The 19,432-nt window shown below is 60.9% G+C and carries 18 protein-coding genes; 4 read left to right on the top strand and 14 right to left on the bottom strand.

Translation table 11 applies throughout. The features are described 5' to 3' along the window. Nucleotides 1-27: 27 nt before the first annotated feature. The 11 genes from E6W33_RS02915 to E6W33_RS02865 form a co-directional block, all read right to left on the bottom strand. Nucleotides 28-669 (bottom strand): response regulator transcription factor, encoded by a 642-nt coding sequence (locus tag E6W33_RS02915; RefSeq protein ID WP_136414075.1) that lies wholly within the window; start codon nucleotides 667-669, stop codon nucleotides 28-30. Beyond that, nucleotides 659-3,490, bottom strand: coding sequence for a PAS domain S-box protein (locus E6W33_RS02910; protein ID WP_136414073.1), 2,832 nt, complete (start codon nucleotides 3,488-3,490; stop codon nucleotides 659-661). The genes E6W33_RS02915 and E6W33_RS02910 overlap by 11 nt, the downstream gene beginning before the upstream one ends. A gap of 15 nt (nucleotides 3,491-3,505) precedes the next feature. Next, nucleotides 3,506-4,678: a cytochrome P450 gene (locus tag E6W33_RS02905; protein WP_136414071.1), complete on the bottom strand. Its 1,173-nt coding sequence runs from the start codon at nucleotides 4,676-4,678 to the stop codon at nucleotides 3,506-3,508. Nucleotides 4,679-5,187: 509 nt separating this feature from the next. Then, on the bottom strand, nucleotides 5,188-6,999 hold the full coding sequence (locus E6W33_RS02900; RefSeq protein ID WP_136414068.1) for a polysaccharide deacetylase family protein: 1,812 nt from the start codon (nucleotides 6,997-6,999) through the stop codon (nucleotides 5,188-5,190). Nucleotides 7,000-7,342: 343 nt separating this feature from the next. After that, the gene (locus E6W33_RS02895) at nucleotides 7,343-8,620 is read right to left on the bottom strand and encodes a TRAP transporter large permease (protein ID WP_136414066.1); all 1,278 of its coding nucleotides are present in this window, start codon (nucleotides 8,618-8,620) and stop codon (nucleotides 7,343-7,345) included. Between the two features lie 23 nt (nucleotides 8,621-8,643). Beyond that, on the bottom strand, nucleotides 8,644-9,138 hold the full coding sequence (locus tag E6W33_RS02890; protein ID WP_136414064.1) for a TRAP transporter small permease: 495 nt from the start codon (nucleotides 9,136-9,138) through the stop codon (nucleotides 8,644-8,646). Nucleotides 9,139-9,252: 114 nt separating this feature from the next. Continuing rightward, nucleotides 9,253-10,239: a TRAP transporter substrate-binding protein gene (locus tag E6W33_RS02885; protein ID WP_136414062.1), complete on the bottom strand. Its 987-nt coding sequence runs from the start codon at nucleotides 10,237-10,239 to the stop codon at nucleotides 9,253-9,255. Nucleotides 10,240-10,424: 185 nt separating this feature from the next. Continuing rightward, complete coding sequence (otnI, locus tag E6W33_RS02880; protein WP_136414060.1) at nucleotides 10,425-11,198, bottom strand: 2-oxo-tetronate isomerase; 774 nt, start codon at nucleotides 11,196-11,198, stop codon at nucleotides 10,425-10,427. Nucleotides 11,199-11,343: 145 nt separating this feature from the next. Then, a complete protein-coding gene (gene otnC, locus E6W33_RS02875) occupies nucleotides 11,344-11,982 on the bottom strand; it encodes a 3-oxo-tetronate 4-phosphate decarboxylase (protein ID WP_136414058.1) in 639 nt (212 codons plus the stop codon). After that, a complete protein-coding gene (gene otnK / locus E6W33_RS02870) occupies nucleotides 11,979-13,247 on the bottom strand; it encodes a 3-oxo-tetronate kinase (RefSeq protein ID WP_136414056.1) in 1,269 nt (422 codons plus the stop codon). Before otnK ends, otnC begins: the two co-directional genes overlap by 4 nt. Before the next feature lie 35 nt (nucleotides 13,248-13,282). After that, nucleotides 13,283-14,032, bottom strand: coding sequence for a FadR/GntR family transcriptional regulator (locus E6W33_RS02865; protein WP_136414054.1), 750 nt, complete (start codon nucleotides 14,030-14,032; stop codon nucleotides 13,283-13,285). Between the two features lie 172 nt (nucleotides 14,033-14,204). Here E6W33_RS02865 and denD point away from each other — a divergent pair, with 172 nt between their 5' ends. From denD to E6W33_RS02850, 3 genes are all read left to right on the top strand, one after another. After that, complete coding sequence (gene denD / locus E6W33_RS02860; RefSeq protein WP_136414052.1) at nucleotides 14,205-15,182, top strand: D-erythronate dehydrogenase; 978 nt, start codon at nucleotides 14,205-14,207, stop codon at nucleotides 15,180-15,182. Nucleotides 15,183-15,375: 193 nt separating this feature from the next. After that, entirely contained in the window at nucleotides 15,376-15,900 is a 525-nt protein-coding gene (locus E6W33_RS02855; RefSeq protein ID WP_136414050.1) for a DUF4142 domain-containing protein, read from the top strand. 9 nt (nucleotides 15,901-15,909) lie between these two features. After that, complete coding sequence (locus tag E6W33_RS02850; RefSeq protein ID WP_247869488.1) at nucleotides 15,910-16,272, top strand: cupredoxin family copper-binding protein; 363 nt, start codon at nucleotides 15,910-15,912, stop codon at nucleotides 16,270-16,272. 26 nt (nucleotides 16,273-16,298) lie between these two features. Here E6W33_RS02850 and raiA read toward each other — a convergent pair whose 3' ends face one another. The 3 genes from raiA to E6W33_RS02835 form a co-directional block, all read right to left on the bottom strand. Then, nucleotides 16,299-16,637: a ribosome-associated translation inhibitor RaiA gene (raiA, locus tag E6W33_RS02845; RefSeq protein WP_136414048.1), complete on the bottom strand. Its 339-nt coding sequence runs from the start codon at nucleotides 16,635-16,637 to the stop codon at nucleotides 16,299-16,301. Between the two features lie 470 nt (nucleotides 16,638-17,107). After that, entirely contained in the window at nucleotides 17,108-17,386 is a 279-nt protein-coding gene (locus E6W33_RS02840) for a hypothetical protein (RefSeq protein ID WP_136414046.1), read from the bottom strand. A 96-nt stretch (nucleotides 17,387-17,482) separates the two neighbouring features. Next, entirely contained in the window at nucleotides 17,483-17,869 is a 387-nt protein-coding gene (locus E6W33_RS02835; protein WP_136414044.1) for a hypothetical protein, read from the bottom strand. A gap of 270 nt (nucleotides 17,870-18,139) precedes the next feature. Here E6W33_RS02835 and E6W33_RS02830 point away from each other — a divergent pair, with 270 nt between their 5' ends. Further along, complete coding sequence (locus E6W33_RS02830) at nucleotides 18,140-19,417, top strand: HD-GYP domain-containing protein (RefSeq protein WP_136414042.1); 1,278 nt, start codon at nucleotides 18,140-18,142, stop codon at nucleotides 19,415-19,417. Nucleotides 19,418-19,432: the final 15 nt, after the last annotated feature.

Here is a 19,432-nt window from a genome sequence, read left to right as displayed (position 1 = left end):
GCCGAGCTGGCTGGCGGGGGCGCAGGTCTATAACCTCAGGCCGTGCTCGATCGCGTAGCGTGTGAGATCGCTGTTCGACTTGGCGTGCAGCTTGACCATGATGCGCGCACGATAGGTTGTTACCGTGTTGGGACTGAGATGCAGTGAGGCCGCGATATTGACGAGACTTTGGCCTGCTGCGATCAGCTTCAAGACCTCGAGCTCCCGGTCGGACAAGGCATCGTGAGGCAGACTGCCGTCGCCTCCGACCAGGCAGGCGAGCTTCTCCGCGAGTTTGGCGCTGACATATTTTCCGCCGGAGGCAGCCTTGCGAATCGCATCGATCAGGTCCGCATCCCGGCTGTTCTTGGTCAGATAACCCGCCGCTCCCAGCTTGAGTGCGCGCACGGCATACACTTCTTCGTCGTACATGCTCAATATCAGGACAGCCAGTTTCGGGTAGGACTCCCGGATCAGGCGAAGCAGCTCCAGGCCATTCTTTCCCGGCAGTGCGATGTCAACCAGTGCGACATCGAAGGCTTGCTCAGTCAACTTGACCAGGGCATCCGGCGTCGATTCGGCCTTTGCTGCCACACGAATGTCGCCGGTCGCATCCAGAATCAGTTTCAGGCCCTTGCGGACCATGGCATGGTCATCGACCAGCAAGACCTTGATCGGATTATTGGACATGCGATGTCTCCAGCGGAAGTCTGAGTACTGCGGTCGTTCCGCGATTGGACCTTCTCGTAATCCTCAGCTCGCCGCCGCAATAGCGAGCGCGTTCGTACATGCCCATGATCCCCCAGGATTGTTCGCCAAAAATCTGTGCCGGGTCGATGCCCTTGCCATCATCCGAAACGACGATTCTCACGTGGTCCTTCATGCGCGTTGCTTCCACGTCGATGGTGAAAGCATCGGCATGCCGGATGACGTTGATCATCAGTTCCTGAACGATGCGGAACGCCGCGATACGGCTTGCGTCGCTCAAGGAACCCTCTTCCAGGAAAGGATCGATCATCACCTGGCAGCGCAGATGCGAGCGTTCCTCGATCTGGCTCGCATACGACTCGATGGCCGCCCACACACCCAACTGGTCCAGCACGCTTGGCCGCAGCGCGACGATGATGCTGCGCACGGACTCCATTGCCTGATCGGCCATTTCCATCGCTTCGACGAGCAGTTGGTCATGGGACAGAGGCCGAACGGCATCGTGTTTTAACGCCACCGACAAATGCGATCGGATGCCGTGCAACAGGCCGCCGAGATTATCGTGGATCTTGCGTGCAATCCGTTTGCGCTCCTCTTCCTTGACCTCGCGATGACGCGCCAGCAAATGCCGCAATTGTTCAGTCGATTGCAGCAGATCTTCTTCGACCTGCTTCTGGCGAGTGATGTCGCTCTGGATAATGAAATATCCGGTGTGCTTGCCATTCCCGTCCTTGAAGGGAAATACGGTGCTGTTGGCCCAATAGAAGGCGCCATCCCTGGTTTGATTCTTTATTTCCCCGGTCCAGATGCGCCGGCTCGACATGGCTCGCTTCGGACCCTCTTGAAAATCCGCGCTGCAGAGCGCGTGATTGAAATCAAGGTAGTTCTTGCCCAATAACTCATCGCGCGAGTATTGCGAGATGGCGCAATATTTGTCATTGACGAAAGTGATGTTTTCCGCGTCATCGACCATCACAACGATCGCATGCTCATTGATTGCGCGCTCCAGATTCCTGATCCGGGCGGTCGACATCGACAGTTCCAGGTCCGCTTTTTTTCTTGCGCTGATATCGCGAATAAAACAGAAGACTTCGCCGTCTTCTTCATGGTGACTGTAACTCAGCTCGACATTGATCAGCTCGCCGGACTTGACGCGCCAGACGGTTTCAAAGCGGCCATTGCCGTGTTGCGTCAGCCTTCGCTGAATTGTGCCGGTCGGGTCACTCGCGCATAACGCATCCACATCGGAAATCGTCATGCGATGGAGTTCATCGATCGAATAGCCGGTCAGCGTGGCCAGGGCGGAGTTGGACTCCAGGAACCGGCTGTCGGCACCAAGTACCGCATAACCATCGATGGTCGTATCGATCGCGGTCAGATAGCGCCGCGACGTGCGCTCAATCTCGCTCAGGTCGCGAATTACCGCGGAAAAAATAGTGCCTTCCAGGCTTTCTGGAAAAGTGAGGTTGACTTCACACTTGAACAGTTCGCCATTCTTGCGACGGCCTTGATAGCACTCCACCACGCAGCCGTTCGAAGGCAGGGAGAAGGCGCTCTCGGCAGGCTGAGCAGGATTGGCGCGACTGAACTCGGGAATCAGCATGCCAAAATCCTGTTGCACCAGATCGCCTCGTGCGTACCCGAAGATCTGATGCGCTCTCGAATTGGCGAGAATGATTCGCGAGCTCGAATCCGCGACCACGACTCCGTCCGAGGACGCCTCGAACAGGCTCTGATACCTTGCCTCGGCCTGGAGTCGCACATCCAGCATGTGATTGAAGTCGCGTGCAAGATCGGCCAGTTCCGATGGCCCGGCCACCACAATCCGGCTGCTCAAATCGCCTCCGGCGATGCGACTGACCGCGCGTGCCATCTTCTCGAGCTGAAGTGAAAAGCGGCGCCCCATGAACGCGGCCAGCATGATGCTGAGTCCGGCCAGGGCGGCCACGATAGTCAACTGCCGAAAAGCGGCCCGACGGTTTTCCTGTGCGATGTATTCCTTGGGCCGTATGCCATAGATGCGGAGTCCCGTGTCGCCAAGCGGGCTGACAGCAACCAGCCTTTCATTCGGGCCATTTCCCAGGACACCAACCACCGGACGCGCGTCGCCGCCGATTTTCAAAGCCAGTGCGTCGGAAAATGTCTTGCCAGGCGTTTCTGTTCCGTTTTCACTTTGGATGACAACAGTCCCGTGTCGGTCGACCACGGTGAGGGCAAGGCCGTTCGGCAGTGGGCCGGCACTGTGCAATAGAGGGCGATAGTCAAGATCGATGCTGTAGCCGACCAGGCCGGCGAACCGCCCATTGCTGTCACGCACAGGCTCGTTCAAGCTGATAACCCATTTGCGGGTGACGGGGCCGAAATGTGGCGGGCTGATGGTAAATGCGTTGGTCCGCTTTGCCTCTGCAAACCACATCTGATCGGTGACCGATGCCGTATTGCTGGCGGGCGTGACGGAACACACGATGCGGCCGTCGGCATTGACGACCACGACATTGGCGTAGCGGGGGAACAGCTGCTTGATTTCGCCGAGTATGGACGGGCAATGTCGCGGGTCAAGTGCCCGTATATCGGGTCGTCCCGCCAGCTTCTTGAGCACATCTCGCGATTCATTCAGCGTTCGCTCGAAGTCGCTTGCCTCGGTGGCGGTAAATCTGCTCAGTACGTAACTTGATTGTACGATTGCATGTTCGTGGTTCTTCTGGACGGAATAGACAATCAGTCCAACCATGGGCAGCGTAACAAGCGCCATGAGCAGAACCATCGACCGCCGGACCGATAGCCGGTCAACAAAACGCTTCATTGCCTGGCTATGCTTTCATCGCGGCTCGGCCATGCGTTCAAACCACAGCGGCAAAGTGGAAAACCCGCTGGCGGGATAAACCGCGTTCACCACTTCCTTGCCCGGCACCAGCGCGATGCGGCTGTTACGCGCAAGCAGCGCTTCGACAATGATGCGCAACTCCAGACGTGCCAGGGGTGCGCCCGGGCAAACATGAATGCCGGCGCCATACAGCAGGTTCTTTGACGGATCGCGATCGAGCCGGAATTCATCCGGATTGCCGAAGACCTCTTCATCCCTGTTGGCCGATGCCCACATCAGCGTGATGCGTTCGCCGGCGGCGAACTGGCGTCCCGCAATTTCCACCGGCCGGGCCGTGATTCTGCGGTTGGCAATCAGGGGCGCATGCATGCGCAGGATTTCGTCGATCGCGGCAGGGAGCAGCGATGTCTGCTGCCGCAGTTGCTGCTGAAGCTCGGGGTGCGCCGCGAGATAATGCGCCAGAATGCCGACGCTGGCGGAAATCGTGCTCAGCTCGCCGACCGTCCAGTTGCGCAGGATGCTGACAATCTCTTCATCATCAAGAGGGCGGCCCGCTATCTGTTCGTGCATCAGGCTGGTCGTTATATCGTCCGGTGCGTCGACGCCTGCCGCGCGTCGCGTCGCCAGCAAGTCGCGGATGTAGCCGTCGAATTCATAGGCGACTTCTTCCATCGCTGTTCTGTCGCGGGCCAGGGTCGCCTCGTGGTTCTTGCGCACCCAGCGCCGCAACGGCTCGTGCAAGTCGGAAGGCCAGCCGAGAAAGGCGGACTGGACCTGCAGGGAATAATCTTCGGCCAGTGCAGCCATGAATTCGGTTTCACCCGCATCCGGCAATTTGTCCACCAGCGCGGCCGCGACGGCGCGGCATACCGGCTCGAACGTGGCCATCCGCTCTGCGTTGAAATAAGGTTCGATGATCCGCCTGTACCCGGTGTGCTGCGGCGGGTCCATGCCGTTCGGCACGGCGGGATGACTGGATACTGCGCTGCTGAAGGTCTCATGATCCAGCAGTGCACGCACCACGTCCTCGTGCCGGAACAAGGACCAGTTGAGGTAGGCGCTGTGCGCCGCCGGACAGCGATGGCGCATTTCGTCATACGCCGCAATCTGATCCGTGAGTACCGCCTCGGACCGTGGATCCCAATCGTGTTTCAGTTTCTCGTCCATAAATTCTCGTGTCTGATCGCATGTCGTCCGCCGACCGCCATGCCTGGTTTGCGCGGCGTTACTGGCGTATCAATGCAGGATGTCGATCAGTATTCGGAAGCATCGCTCGCGCGATATCAGTTGTTGGATCCTTGAAGGCCGGCAGTCGGCTGGCTCGCGCCTGGCGATGCGGCATTGCTTCGCTCGACTTGGATTTCATGTGCGGCATGCAAGCTCATCAACGGGTATGGCTGTTCTTGCATGCATATGCGGATTGCAACGCACGGCGACAGTCATCTGCCGCACATCCCGCAAGCCGCTCATCGATTGTAGGACTTTAGCTTATCGATGGGCAAGGCCAACTTGTGCAGAAACACGGTCAATCGCCAATGCCCCTGACGCCTGCATGGCGATACATGTGAAGCGACGCCCACTTGCGCGGACCTTTGATGGATTGTCAGGAATGCTTCAGTGCATGCCCCTACTTGCTTCCTTGGCAAAGGTGAATTTGCCAAGGAAGTCTTTGGTCTTCAGTTCGCCGCTTGCGTGAGCTGGAGAATCACCTGCTGCCCCGGCACGACATCAAAAATGAGTTTTCCGCCGGATAGCGTGGTCGCAACCGTCGCTCCGGTGGCGGTGCGCGCCTGTATCTGGCTGGTCAGGTTCAGCTTGACCGGCACGCTGACCGTGAGCGGTGCGGTGCAGATTCCTGCCTCGAAATTGCCTTCCAGGCTTACCACCGCCTGGCTCGATGAGGAGACTGTCGCAACAGGGGTCACCTGCGGGCGGCAGCGGCGATAGCGCGCCACGTTGAGCAAGGTGTCGATCCACAACTGGGACGAATACTGGCTCGCGTAGGTCAGGTGGTCGTTCAGGAATTGCGAAGTGATGGGGCTCCATCCATCGTTGTCGATGCCGTGTCCGCCGGCGACCATCCATCCACCCATGGACACGACCTCGCTCAATGTGTTGTTCGCATTCGTGAGCGCCTGCGCCAGCGTCGCGGTGTGATCCTGGTCGAAGAATACGAAGCGATAGGCGGGATCGTCCATCACCACCTTGCGCACCGCGACATGGCTCTGTTCGGCGATGCTCAGCGCGTGGCTGGTATAAGCATGCCACGGGAATGCAAAACTGAGCGGCTTGATGCCGATATGCTGTTCGATCGCAGTCTGCGCGCCATTGATCTCCGTATTCAAGGTGGCGTCCGTCACCAGCGGGTCGGACATGTCGACCGTATGTGTCATCGAATGATTGCCGATCTCATGTCCTTTTGCCGCGAGGCCTTTCCAGAACGGCCAACCTGCCATATCCGCCGTGCTGACGATCACATAGAAGGTTGCGCGCAATCCACGGCTCTCGAAGATCGAGGCGATCGTGGAGCTGGACGGATAGCCGTCATCGAAAGTGTAGGAAGCGGCTGCCGTCTTGCCACCCTTGTATTTCGTGACGAGCGGCGACGTGAAGTCGAGACATTGATCGATGACGCCATTGCAGTCGCCGCTCGGTGGCGGTGGTGGTGGCGGAGGCGGCTCCCCGATCGTGGTCGGCGAATATTCGCAGATCTTGTCGGCACCCGGCAGCGGGTCGCCGAACACGTTATTGTTGCAAGCGATCGAGCCGGTCGCCGTGCGAGTGGCATACGTGCCATTCAAGCCATAGCGTACCTCGCGGGTCCCGGTGAACGAGCAGATGCCGTTCTCGTCAGCGCACTTGGTCCAGGTATCGCCTGTCGGTGGAGGTGGCGGCGGGGGCGGTGGAGGTGGAGGTGGCTCCACGGTCGTGGTGGACGCATATTCGCAAATCTTGTCGGCGCCCGGCAACGGGTCGCCGAACACATTGTTGTTGCAGGCGATCGCGCTGGTCGCCGTGCGGGTGGCGTACGTGCCATTGAAGCCGTAGCGCACTTCCCTGGTTCCCGTGAACGAACAGACGCCGTTCTCGTCGGCGCATTTGGTCCAGGTAACCTCGGTTGGAGGAGGCGGTGGCGGCGGGTCGGTGACGACCGTCGTGGTGAGGTACTCGCAGATCTTGTCGGCACCAGGCAACGGATCGCCGAATACGCTGTTGGAACACTGGATGGAGGTGGTCGCGGTGCGTGTGACGTAAGTGCCGCTCAATCCGTAGCGGACTTGCGTGGTTCCCGTGAATGAGCACAGCTGATTTTCATCCGCGCATTTTGTCCAGGTTTCGACGACTGTTTCGGCGAGAAGCTTGCTCGTTCCCGTCGACGGCCCTGTCTGGCTGGAGGAGGATGGTTCCCCGCTTCCTCCGCAGCCGCTGAGTCCGGCAATCAAGACCAGCACAAGCCCAAGTAACCTACTCCTCCCCGACATTTGCATTGCTCTTCTCCGGATAGGTGTTCGCCGCTCACCAACAGTCTAGTATTGCCAAACTTTTAACCGTTGAGGCTTGTCAATCGCGACCCGGATTGCGTAGGGGTAAGGCTGACAGCGAGTGCAGGAGTGGCAGCAGCCACGCAGGTGGAATGCGCACCCGCCCCGGCGACGAGATGCATCTGTCCGGAAAGTGAAATCTGGATACGGCAGGAAAAATTTACACCAAACAAGACTGTATGGTGCGGGCCATCACATCGGGTTTTGTTCGATGCGGTGAGGTGGGAAGCGGAAAGGGAAGGCGGGGGTATCGAGGCGCGCCCACCGAAGGGCGCGCCTCGGCACATTGTTACTTCACGTACACCAGATCGCGCAGGGACAGCGACAGCGGCGGGAAGTAGGTGATCAGCATCAGGCAGGCCAGCACCACCAGCACGAAGGGAATCAGGCGCGAGATGATGCGGTCCAGGGAGATCTTCGCCACGGTGCAGGCAGCGAACAGATTGACGCCGAAGGGCGGCGTGATCATGCCGAGTGCGAGATTGACGATCATGATCATGCCGAAGTGCACCGGATCGACGCCGAACTTGATCGCCACCGGCACCAGGATCGGCGCCAGCACGATGATGGATGCCGAGGTCTCGATGAACATGCCGATCACGAACAGCGCGGCATTCACGCCGAGCAGGAAGTAATGCGGGCTCTTCAGCGTGTCGGCGAGGAAGGCGCCGATCGCTTCCGGCACGCCGGCGCGGGTGATCATGAAGCTGAACAGCCCGGCGTTGGCGATGATGAACATGATCACCGCCGAGGACAGCACCGATTTCCGCACGATGCGCAGCACATCGGACAGGCGTGTCTCGCGGTAGATGAAGACGCCGAGGATGAGCGCGTAGAACACCGCAACGACCGAGGCTTCGGTCGGCGTGAAGACGCCGCCGTAAATGCCGCCGAGGATGATCACCGGCATGAGCAGCGCCAGCCAGGCCTGTTTCGCCGCGACGAAGACCGACAGCTTGCCCACGTGATCATCCTTGCCGTAGCCCTTGATGCGCGCGTAGATCACCGCGAAGGCCATCAGCGCGACGCCGATCAGGATGCCGGGGCCGAAGCCGGCGATGAACAGTTCACCGATCGATACTTCCGCAGACACGCCGTAAAGAATCATCGGAATCGATGGCGGGATGATGACGCCGAGTTCCGCCGAAGTCGCCTGCAGCGCGGCGGCATAGTTGACCGGATAACCGTGCTTGACCAGCGCAGGAATCAGGATGGAGCCGATTGCGAAGGTGGTGGCGACCGACGAACCGGATACCGCCGCAAAGATCATGCAGGTCAGCACGCAGGTTGCGGCGAGGCCGCCCTGGATGCCGCCGACGAGCGATTTGGCGAACTCCACCAGGCGCTTGGAAATGCCGCCGGTTTCCATCAGGTTGCCGGCGAGGATGAAGAACGGAATCGCAGCGAGCGGGAATTTGTTGATTGATGTGAACATCTCCTTCGCCGCGATGAGCATGTTGGCGTTGGTGACGGAAATACCGACGACGCTGGCCAGGCCGATCGATACCGCAATGGATACCGAAATGGCGAAGCACACGATCATCGTGATGAGCATGGTAAGGGACATGGCGAATTCTCTTGATCGTGTGATTACTGGGCGGTTTCAAGCTCTTCGTGCTTCGGCTCGAGGAAGTTGCCGATGACGCCGAAGATTGCGCATACGCCGCCGACCGGCAGCGCGAGATAGGCCCAGAACATGGAGATCTGCTCCAGGCCGGCCATGGTCTGCACGCTGCCGCGTTGCGCATAGTCCCAGCCGTACCAGATGATCACACCCAGCAGTGCCAGCGTGAGAATCGCGATCACGCCATCGAGCACGCGCTGGAAGGCCGGCGGCGCGAGGCGGTGCATGAGATCGATCGACACCATCGAGCCGAGCCGGAAGGCTTCCGGCAGGCCCATGAACACCATCCAGATGAGAAAGAAGCGGATCAGCACTTCGGTCCATTCGGCCGGCTGCTCGAAGACAAAGCGCGTCAGGATCTGGAACATGCCCAGGCAGGCCGACAGGACCAGCATGAGGCAGGCAATGCCCATGGATAGCGCGGTCAGGCGGCGTTCCACCGCTAAAAAAACAGATTTCATGTTGTTCTCTATCGATCAGGTCATCCGCCGCGAAGATTGCGGCGAACGGCATTATCCGATGCATGCGAAACGCCCCGTCGATGACGGGGCGCCAGGCTTGCCGAGTTTGCTGAATTACTTCACCGCCTTGATCTTGTCGAGATTGGCCTTGCCGAACTGCTTCTCGAAGTCGGCGAAGACCGGCGCCAGCGCGGCCTGGTACTTGGTCTTGTCGACCTTGTCCACCACCTGCATGCCCTTGGCGCGCAGGTCGGCAACAGCGGTCTTCTCGTCGGCGTCGACGCGATCGCGGTTGGCCTTGGCGGCGACCTTGGCGGCGTCGAGGAATGCCTGCTTGTCAGCCGGCGACAGCTTGTCGAAGGCGGCCTTGTTCATCAGGAACACGCCCGGCGAATAGACATGGCCGGTCAGGGTCAGGTACTTCTGCACCTGTTCGAACTTGTTCGCGGTGATGACCGACAGCGGATTTTCCTGGCCGTCGACGGTGCCCTGCTGCAGCGCGGTGAACACTTCGGTGAAGGCCATCGGCGTAGGGATGATGCCGAAGCCCTTGTACGCCTGGATGTGCACCGGGTTTTCCATGGTGCGCATCTTCAGGCCCTTCATGTCCTCCGGCCCGTTGATCGGACGCTTGTTGTTGGTCATGTGGCGGAAGCCGTTTTCACCCCAGGCCAGGGCCTTGATACCCTTGGATTCGAACTTCTTCAACATGTCCTGGCCGATCGGACCATCCAGCACGGCGCGTGCATGGGCATAGTCGCGGAACAGGAAAGGCACGTCGAGGATCTTTACTTCCGGCACGAAGTTCGGAATCGGACCGGTGGAGGTCCAGGTCAGTTCCTGGGTGCCGAGCTGCACTGCCTCGACCGCCTCGCGTTCCGCGCCGAGCGCGCCGGCGTAGAAGGTCTGGATCTTGTAGCGGCCGTTGGTGCGCTTCTCGACTTCCTTGGCCAGCGTGTCGATGGCAACGCCCTGATGCGAGTTCTGCGCGGTGGATACGCTGATGCGCATCACGGTCTGCGCCGAGGCGGGATGGGATGCGAAGGCCAGCGCCAGGCCGGACACTGCGATTGCGATAACGCTGGAACGGAAAGCTTTCATTGTGAGTCTCCTTGAGGCTTTGTGAAGGGAAGTGCTGAGTGCTGCGAAGGTGTTGCGGACTTGCGGGCATGCGACGGCGCAGCGGCCGTCCATGAAAGCGCGTGATTCGGATGCAATGCGATGTCTCCGTGTGTTGTTATTTGTTGTCGGCGTGCGGGTGCCGAACGCGTTGCGCAGGGTGCGCATCAGAATGCCTTCATCCAGCCAAGGCCTTCCACCGTGCCTTTCGCGGGTCGGTATTCGCAGCCCAGCCAGCCGTCATAGCCGAGCTGGTCGAGCAGGCGGAACAGATAGGCATAGTTGACCTCGCCGGTATCCGGCTCGTTGCGCTCCGGTACGCCGGCGATCTGGATGTGGCCGATGTGCGGCAGGTAGCGCCGCACCTTCATCGCGATATCGCCCTCCATGATTTGCACGTGATAGAAATCCATCTGCACCTTCAGATTGGGCGCGCCGACTTCCTCGCGGATCGCATGTGCTTCGGCCTGCGTGTTCAGGAAGTAGCCCGGGATGTCGCGCGTATTGATCGGCTCGATCAGCACCGTGATGCCGTGCTGCGCCGCTTCCGCGCAGGCGAAGCGCAGGTTGTCGATGAAAGTTGCGCGGTGCTGCGCCGCATCCGCGCCCTGCGGCAGCAGCCCGGCTATCGCATGCAGGCGCGGCGTACCGAGCGCCGTCGCATACAGGATCGCCTTGGCGACGCCTTCGCGGAATTCGGCTTCACGCCCTGGCAGCGATGCAATGCCGCGCTCGCCTGCTGCCCAGTCGCCGGGCGGCATGTTGAACAGCACGTTTTCCAGATGGTTGGCCTTGAGCTGCGCGGCGACTTCCTCGGGCGCGAAGTTGTAGGGGAAGAGGAATTCGACAGCCTTGAAGCCGGCTTGCGCGGCGGCCTGGAAGCGCTGCAGGAAAGGGACCTCGTTGAACATCATCGTGAGGTTGGCGGCGAATTTGGGCACGTGGCTTCCTTTCTTGTTTCTTAGCGTCGATCAAAATGCGTGGCGAGCAGCCCAAGCCTGGACCGGGAAGTGCAGCCGTACGTGAGGTACGGTGAGCATCGCAGGTTCAGGATCGGGTTGCGCAGTAGCATTTTGATTGGCGCTTTTATTGGTCGAGATTGAACGCCTGCTTCAGCTCGGCGAGCTGCGCGTCGTTCAGCACGCGCGGGTTGTGTCCGCGCAGGAGCAGAAACAGCTTCGCGGTTTCTTCCAGCTCTTCAGTCGCATAGGCCGCGGCTTCCAGCGTCTTGCCCGACACGACCGGCCCGTGATTGGCAAGCAGCACTGCGGCATGCTTGCCGGCGAGCCCCCGGATCACTTCGCCCAGTTGCGGGTCGCCCGGGCGGTGATAGGGAATGAGCGGCAGCTTGCCGATCTTCATCACGAAATAAGCAGTCAGCGGCGGGATGCAATCGCAGGGATCGAGGCCCGACATGCACGACACCGCGGCCGAGTGCGTGGCGTGCAGATGCACGATGGCGCCGGCCCCACTGCGCTCTTCGTACATCGCGCGGTGCAGGAAGGCTTCCTTCGATGCCGGATCGCCGGAGATCAGATTGCCTTGCCAGTCGAGCTTGGACAGGCGTGCCGGATCGAGATGGCCGAGGCAGGAGTTGGTCGGCGTCAGCAGCCAGCCGTCGTCGAGGCGCACGCTGATGTTGCCGCTGCTGCCGGTCGCCAGCCCGCGATCGTAGAGCGACTTGCCGCAGGCGCAGATCTCTTCGCGCAATGCCGATTCGTTCATGGCAGCATGCTCCAGGCCTTGGTGAAGAAATCGACCGAGCCGAAATTGCCCGACTTCAGTGCCAGCGCCAGCGGCGCATCGCCGAGGCTTTTGGTCCATGGCACGCCGGGGTCGATCTGCGGGCCGATGTGCAGGCCATCGACATCGAGCGCCCCGACCACCGCGCCGGAAGTCTCGCCGCCGGCCACAATCAGTTGTCGCACGCCGCGTTCCACCAGGCCCCATGCGATGGCCGACAGCGCCTGCTCGACCAGCGCACCGGCGCGTTCGGCACCGAGCTGCGTCTGCACCATCCTGACGTTTTCCGGGCTGGCGGTGGCATAGATCAGCGGTGCGCTGTCGCGCAGCAGCGGCGTGGCCCAGGCAAGCGCTTGCGCCACCACGTCGACACCGGCTGCGATCCTGAGCGGATCGATAGCGAAGGCGGGGCGGCCCTCGTCGATGTAGTGCGCGACCTGCGCCTGCGTCGCGGCGGAACAGCTGCCGGCGATCACCGCGCGCAAACCTTCCGGAAACTGCAACTGGTCGGCCGCCGACTGCCGATTCAGCAGGCCGGCCTTGCGGAAATTCTGCGGCAGGCCGAGCGCGATGCCCGAACCGGCAGTCACTAGCGGCAGGCCGGCACAGGCGGCGCCGATGCGCATCAGGTCCTCATTCGAGATCGCATCGACGATGGCGATCTCGACGCCTTCGCTGCGCAAGCTGTCCATGCGCGTCGCAATCGCGGTCGCGCCGGCGCTGACCGTCTCATGGCTGATGAGGCCGACCTTGCGATCGGTCTGGCGCTGCAGCACGCGCACCAGGTTGGCGTCGCGCATCGGCGTTAGCGGATGGTCGCGCATGCTGCTTTCGCTGAGCAGCACGTCGCCGACGAAGAGATAGCCCTTGAAAACGGTGCGCTTGTTTTCGGGGAAGGCGGGGCAGGCGATGGTGAAGCGCGTATTCAACGCGCGCATCAGGGCATCGGTGACCGGGCCGATATTGCCGGCATCGGTCGAATCGAAGGTGGAGCAATACTTGAAATAAACCTGCCGGCAGCCGGCCGTCTTCAGCCACTTCAGCGCGGCCAGGGATTCGTCGATGGCGTCGCCGGCGGGCGTGGTGCGCGATTTCAGCGCGATCACCACGGCGTCGATATCGGGCGGCAGCGGCGCCTGCGGCACGCCGATCATCTGCACCGTGCGCATGCCGGCGCGTACCAGCATGCCGGCCAGGTCGGTCGCGCCGGTGAAATCGTCGGCAATGCAGCCGAGTAAGAGAGTCATGTCAATTCGCTATCGTTAGTCGTGCCGGCGGGCGGCTACTTGCTGTGTTCTTTCAGGAATTCCGGATCGGCGGTGCGAATGCGCTGCGACGCCATCTCCATATGGCGGCGCGCGGCATTGCGCGCTCCTTCGATGTCCCCGGCGGCGATCGCGGCATAGAGCGCCTTGTGTTCTTCCTGCACCTGCGAGCGGGTTTCTTCGGTGCGCGCCTCCCAGGCACGCGAAATCGCCATCGAGCCTTTCAGGAACTGCCCGAGGAAGTCCCACAACGCAAGGAAATGCGGATTGGCCGTGGCGCGCGCGATGCTGCGGTGGAATTCCATGTCGGCGCTGACGCCGTCACCGCCGGCGGCCACCGCATCGTCGATGGCCTGCAGCTTGGCGCCGATGTCGGCGATCTGCTCCGGTGTGCGACGCTCGGCGGCCAACGCGGCGATCTCGGCTTCGAGGCCGCGGCGCAGTTCGGCGAGCTGCAGGACCGACTGGATCGAGTCGACTGCGGTCGGATCGATGCGAAACGGCGTGTCCGGACCGGCTTCGCGCACAAAGACGCCGCTGCCCTGGCGCGATTCCACCAGGCCTTCCGATTTCAGTCGCGATACCGCTTCGCGGATCACTGTGCGGCTGACGCCGAAGCGCTGTGCCATCTCGGCCTCGGACGGCAGGCGCGACTTGGCCGGAAAGGCGCCGCTGCGGATCAGCTCCAGTAGCGCCTGCGTGACGCGGTCCGGCATCTTCACGTTTGCGGTCAGCGGTTCAACCTGGAATGCAGGTGTATTCGTCATCCGGCGGCCTTCAATAGGGCAAATAGATATGATGTCTGCTTATCATACAACTTTGTTCTTTGTACTACAATATGCCTGACTTCGGCCACGGAGCGCGTGCTCCCAGGCCAACTTTTGCAGCGCAAAGGATTCTTGACCGCGCCGAACGGGCGCATTATTCAAAGAGGAAACCATGCAGGTATTGATCACAGGCGGCGCCGGACTGCTGGGCGCAAAACTGGCGAAGCGCCTTCTGGAACGCGGCACACTGGCCAACGCGGCGGGCCAGCAGACGCCGATCACGCGCATTACCCTGCTCGACGTGGTGCCCGCCCAAGGCTTCAGCGACCCGCGCGTGCAGGTCGTCAGCGGCGACATCGCGGATGAGAGCGTCATCAACGCGGTGCTGACGCCGGAAACGCAGTCGATATTCCATCTCGCCGCCATCGTGAGCAGCCATGCGGAAGCGGATTTCGATCTGGGCATGCGCATCAACTTCGACGCCACGCGATTGATTCTCGAACGCGCCCGCAAGAACGGCAATCGGCCACGCGTGGTCTTCACCAGCTCGGTCGCGGTCTTCGGCGGCGAACTGCCGCAGCGCGTGCCCGACAGCCAGGTGCTCACGCCGCAGAGTTCCTACGGCACGCAGAAGGTAATGGGCGAACTGCTGATCAACGACTACAGCCGCAAGGGATTCATCGACGGCCGCGCCTTGCGCATGCCGACCGTGTGCGTGCGGCCCGGCGTGCCGAACAAGGCGGCCTCCAGCTTCGCCAGCGGCATCATTCGCGAGCCGCTGAACGGCGTCGAGTCGGTCTGCCCGGTCGCGCCCGAGACGCCGATGTGGTTGCTCTCGCCGCGTTACGCCATCGACAGCCTGATCCACGGTCATGACCTCGACGGCAGCCTGTTCGGCAGCAGCCGCGCATTGAGCCTGCCGGGCCTCGCCACCACGGTGCAGGAAATGGTTGCCGCGCTTGAGCGCGTCGGCGGCCCGGAGGCGGCCGGGCGCATCCGCTGGCAGCAGGACCCGGCCATCGTTCGCATCGTCAATTCCTGGCCGGGTGATTTCGTCACCGCGCGCGCCAACGCGCTGGGCTTCAAGCACGATGCCAGCTTCGACGACATCGTGCGCTCCTATATCGAGGATGAAATGAAGTCCGCCTGAACGCTGCCGCGCATGAAAGGACGGGAGCCTGCGAGCTCCCGTTTTTTTTTGTGAGGCAAATAAATGCGGTACGCGGGAACGTGGCGCTTTCAGGCTTCATCCAATGTGGCATGACGAACAGAAACCGGCGCGGCAAGACATGTGCCGCGTGCGGCGTCATACGCCTTTTCAATCCATTTCAAGGAGCCCTGCAATGAACAAACTTTCCGTCTCTATCGCCGCCGCTTTGCTGACCCTCGCCGCCGGCGGCGCCGTGGCGCAAACGGGGGCGCCGAATGACGCGCAGATTGCCGCCATCGTCGTCGCCGCCAACAGCGTGGACGTCGATGCCGGCAAGCTGGCCGAGTCCAAGGCGCACGACAAGGAGGTGAAGGACTTCGCCAAGCGCATGGTGGCCGACCATACCGGCGTCAACAAGCAGGCCGTCGCGCTGGTCACCAAGCTGAAAGTCACGCCGGAAGAAAACGACACCAGCAAGGCATTGAAGGACGGCGGCGCGCAGAACATCAGCAAGCTGAAGGGCCTGAAAGGCGCGGCCTTCGACAAGGCTTATGTCGACAATGAAGTGACCTATCACCAGACGGTACTGGACGCGATCGACAAGACGCTGCTGCCGAATGCAAAGAATCCGGAGCTGAAGTCCTTGATCGAAAAAGTGCGGCCGGCAATCGACGCGCACCTGCAGCATGCGAAGCACATCCAGGCTTCCCTGAAATAAGGAGCCATCGTGTCTGCGACCCTGAGTGAGCGCCGCAAGCTGCGGCGCCTTGGAGGAATGGCGCTGCTGCTGTGTATTGCATTGTTCGGCAGCGGCGGTGCGGCGCTCGCCGACCGGGCGCCTGTGCGGCATGTGATCACAATCGAGGCCATGCGTTATACGCCGCAGACGCTGGAGGTCAAGGCGGGCGACACCGTGGTGTGGGAAAACAAGGACGCGTTTCCCCATACCGCCACGGCGGAAAACCGCAGCTTCGACTCCGGGGAAATTGCCTCTGACGGAACGTGGAAATTCAAGGCGGCACGCAAGGGCGTCTTCAACTACGTGTGCACCTTGCATCCCACCATGAAGGCGACGCTGGTCGTGAAATGAACCAGCATCGCCTCACCTGAAAGGTGTTAAAGCTCGCTGCTGACGCGCTTGGCCGCCTCGTGCTGATGTGACTGGATCTTTTCCTTGTGACGCACCACCTGGCGGTCGAGCTTGTCGACCAGGCCGTCGATCGCCGCGTACAGGTCGTCGGCATAATTCTCGACGTGGATCACATTCCCCTTCAGACGAACATTGACTTCGGCACGTTGCCGCTTGTCCTTCTCCGACGGCCTTTCGACACCGAGGATCACGGCAATGTCGATGATCTGGTCGAAATGGCGGATGACCCGCTCGAGTTTGTCTTCCACATAGGCGCGCAGCGCGGAGGTGATTTCAAGGTGGTGCCCAGTGATCATCAGGTTCATACGGTTGACTCCAAAATGCAAGGTGAGGAAAAGCCATGGCGCCCGGCAACGAACCGGACAGAGAGCCGATGCGGCAAGACGATGCGCCTCCGATCGAGGTTCGTCTCGGGAAACAAGTCCGGTCGGCGGCCGGCAATCATACGACGCGCGCAAGCGGTCGTTACATGCGCCAGGTCAATAAAACACGGAACTGCCCGCGCCGGGGAAACCCGACGCGCAAACGCGCTCGTAACACTGTTGCTTTTACGTCCGCGCATGCTCGGTTGTGCTGCTGGTCACATTCATTCAGGAAAGCCTTCTCTACACTGAGATCATGCAGTGGAGGTTATCATGGGAAAAACGCTTCATAACAGGATTCGGCTTGGAAGCAGGTACTACGCATGGCTGCGCCTGCGGGTGCTGTTCAGGCGCGAGCACTGATTTCAGCAAGGGCCGCAAACAAGCGCGATGACACCGGTCTTCGGCGCCATTCAATAGGCATCGTACACGGACTGGCGGCGTTCAAACAGGGGCCGCCGGCCGGAGCGATCGATTGCCCGCCGGTGCGGATATTTGCCCGCCAGGAAAAAATGCATGGGATCGCGCCGTTCCTCCGCCCGATCGGAATAGCGCCGTGATCGCAACTGAGTACGCGCCGTCGAGAGTAATGCGAGCGCTGCCAGACCGCCTGCAACCCCCGCCAGCAAAGCGACGCGCGAAATGCGCGGCGCGGAGCTTCCGGTTCCTGCGAATTGCTTTTCATTATCCATGATTGCATCCTTCTCCAGCGAAGCTCCAGCCGGCTGTTGAAATGCACCTTCGCAGGCTCCAATCCCGATCCGCCCGCTCTGTTTTTCAACAACCTGCTAGCTCATATCAGTTATGACTGTGGAGCGTGCTGTTTTGTTCTTCGCCGAATGCGAATGGTCGGCGGGCAGGACGCCATGCGCATGCGCACGGCAATACGCCTCCTGGATCATCCACAAGGCCGTATGCATTGCATACACATCGCTCAACCCGGCCGGCTCGTCCGTGCCCGCGTGCCGTTGCGCGGTCGGCGACGCCATCATGTCGAGGTAGCGCAGGTCAAGTTCGGGGTCGTGCTGCAGCAGGGAGAGGGCTTCGTCTTCGATTTCGAACATCAGGCGCCAGCTCAGCGGCACATTGCGCGAAGTGCGTCGCCGCACAATGTCGGCGATGACTTCGCGCAAGCGGGACTCGGCCGTAGCCAGCTTGTCGACTTCCGCATCCATGATTTCCTCCATAAATGCTGTATGTTTGTACAGTATAAAAGAAAAGCTGAAATGCGAAATGCTGATCTTTGGCATGAAACCCGTCTTCAGTTCCGCTTATTCAGTTCCGCTTAAGCAGTGCAGGCAAACAATGACTCCATGGCCGTATTTCCGGCCTCATCGAGACAGAAAGATTCCCGACTGAAACCGTGCGGCCCCCAGACCTTTTGCCGCCATTGCGCTAGCACGATTCTCGCTTTGGTTTTAGTGCCGGTAACCGGACGTGCCGTCATGAATTCCTTCAACCGCCGTACTGCGATCCAGATTGGCATCGCCAGCATTCTTCTCGCTGCCGTGGCGAGCCCTGCTGCCTGGTTCGTCGCACATCGGAACGCCGAACAAAGCACGGTTTCCCTTGCCATGGAAGAGTCTCGCCGGCTCTTGCATCTCCACCATTTCGATACCGAGGCCCTGAGCGGTCCGAAGGCCAGCGAGCAAGCCAGAAAGGCGTCGGATGCGCTCGCCGGCGGGCTGTTCGACATCGCGGAGATCTATGACCGGAACGGGCAGAAACTCGCGATAACGATGACGGAGGCGGGCCGCCTGGTCGAGGGACAGCTTCCCGTCCACGTGCGGCCGGAGAAGGCGGTCGCTTCGTTTGAAAGCCTGAAGCTCCATGACAAGCGCTGGGTATTGCGCGTCTTTGTCCCGCTGAAAGCGGCGGCCGAAGGCGATTCGGGGCCGATTGCCGGCTATTTCGAGGGAGTGCGGGTCGTCTCTGACTGGCAGCGCGAGCAGATGTTCGGGACCGCCCTGACAGCGGCGTTGATGGTGGGGGTCGCCTCCCTGATGTGCGGCGCGGTGATCTATCCGGTCGTCGTGCGACTGTCCGCGGAAAACGAACGGAAGACCAGCGAGATCCTGACCTCGCATATTTCGATGATGGAAGCCCTCGGGCGCGCGATCGCGAAGCGGGATTCCGATACCGGTGCGCACAATCTCCGTGTTGCCTGGATCGCCGCGCGCATCGGCGAATGCATCGGCTTGCATGGGAAGCCGATGCAGTCCCTGATCATCGGTAGTTTTCTCCACGATGTCGGCAAGGTCGGCATTCCCGACGCGATTCTTCGCAAGCCAGCCAGGCTCAGCGCGGAAGAATCGGAAATCATGCAGACGCACGTCGCGCAAGGCGAGGATATCGTCAGCAACATCGACTGGCTGGACGAGGCAAAAGCCGTGGTCGTCGCCCATCACGAAAGATGGGACGGCTCGGGCTATCCTCGCAAGCTGGCGGGCGAGGCCATTCCGCTTGCAGCAAGAATATTCGCGGTGGCCGACGTCTTTGACGCGCTCTGCTCCAGGCGGGCCTACAAGGAGCCGATGCGTTTTGAAGAGGCAATGGATATTCTCGAAGCGGAAACCGGCAGCCACTTCGACCCCAAGGTGATGGCCGCCTTCCGGCCGATTGCGCGGGAAGTATTCAACTGTCTTTCCCAGGCAAATGAAAAAGACACCCGGCAAATGCTGGAAGAGCGGATCCGGGTGCATTTCACGTCTGACCGGCTTTAAATCAATGGCGGCAGT

Origin of the sequence: Herbaspirillum sp. ST 5-3 (genome assembly GCF_004804275.1) — a bacterium.
Lineage (GTDB): Bacteria > Pseudomonadota > Gammaproteobacteria > Burkholderiales > Burkholderiaceae_D > Noviherbaspirillum.
This window is presented reverse-complemented; position numbering and strand designations above follow the sequence as displayed.

Coding starts and splice junctions, on each gene's coding strand:
- E6W33_RS02915 (WP_136414075.1), bottom strand. CDS start 669: ATGTCCAATAATCCGATCAAGGTCTTGCTGGTCGATGACCATGCCATG.
- E6W33_RS02910 (WP_136414073.1), bottom strand. CDS start 3,490: ATGAAGCGTTTTGTTGACCGGCTATCGGTCCGGCGGTCGATGGTTCTG.
- E6W33_RS02905 (WP_136414071.1), bottom strand. CDS start 4,678: ATGGACGAGAAACTGAAACACGATTGGGATCCACGGTCCGAGGCGGTA.
- E6W33_RS02900 (WP_136414068.1), bottom strand. CDS start 6,999: ATGCAAATGTCGGGGAGGAGTAGGTTACTTGGGCTTGTGCTGGTCTTG.
- E6W33_RS02895 (WP_136414066.1), bottom strand. CDS start 8,620: ATGTCCCTTACCATGCTCATCACGATGATCGTGTGCTTCGCCATTTCG.
- E6W33_RS02890 (WP_136414064.1), bottom strand. CDS start 9,138: ATGAAATCTGTTTTTTTAGCGGTGGAACGCCGCCTGACCGCGCTATCC.
- E6W33_RS02885 (WP_136414062.1), bottom strand. CDS start 10,239: ATGAAAGCTTTCCGTTCCAGCGTTATCGCAATCGCAGTGTCCGGCCTG.
- otnC (WP_136414058.1), bottom strand. CDS start 11,982: ATGAACGAATCGGCATTGCGCGAAGAGATCTGCGCCTGCGGCAAGTCG.
- otnK (WP_136414056.1), bottom strand. CDS start 13,247: ATGACTCTCTTACTCGGCTGCATTGCCGACGATTTCACCGGCGCGACC.
- E6W33_RS02865 (WP_136414054.1), bottom strand. CDS start 14,032: ATGACGAATACACCTGCATTCCAGGTTGAACCGCTGACCGCAAACGTG.
- denD (WP_136414052.1), top strand. CDS start 14,205: ATGCAGGTATTGATCACAGGCGGCGCCGGACTGCTGGGCGCAAAACTG.
- E6W33_RS02855 (WP_136414050.1), top strand. CDS start 15,376: ATGAACAAACTTTCCGTCTCTATCGCCGCCGCTTTGCTGACCCTCGCC.
- raiA (WP_136414048.1), bottom strand. CDS start 16,637: ATGAACCTGATGATCACTGGGCACCACCTTGAAATCACCTCCGCGCTG.
- E6W33_RS02840 (WP_136414046.1), bottom strand. CDS start 17,386: ATGGATAATGAAAAGCAATTCGCAGGAACCGGAAGCTCCGCGCCGCGC.
- E6W33_RS02835 (WP_136414044.1), bottom strand. CDS start 17,869: ATGGATGCGGAAGTCGACAAGCTGGCTACGGCCGAGTCCCGCTTGCGC.
- E6W33_RS02830 (WP_136414042.1), top strand. CDS start 18,140: ATGAATTCCTTCAACCGCCGTACTGCGATCCAGATTGGCATCGCCAGC.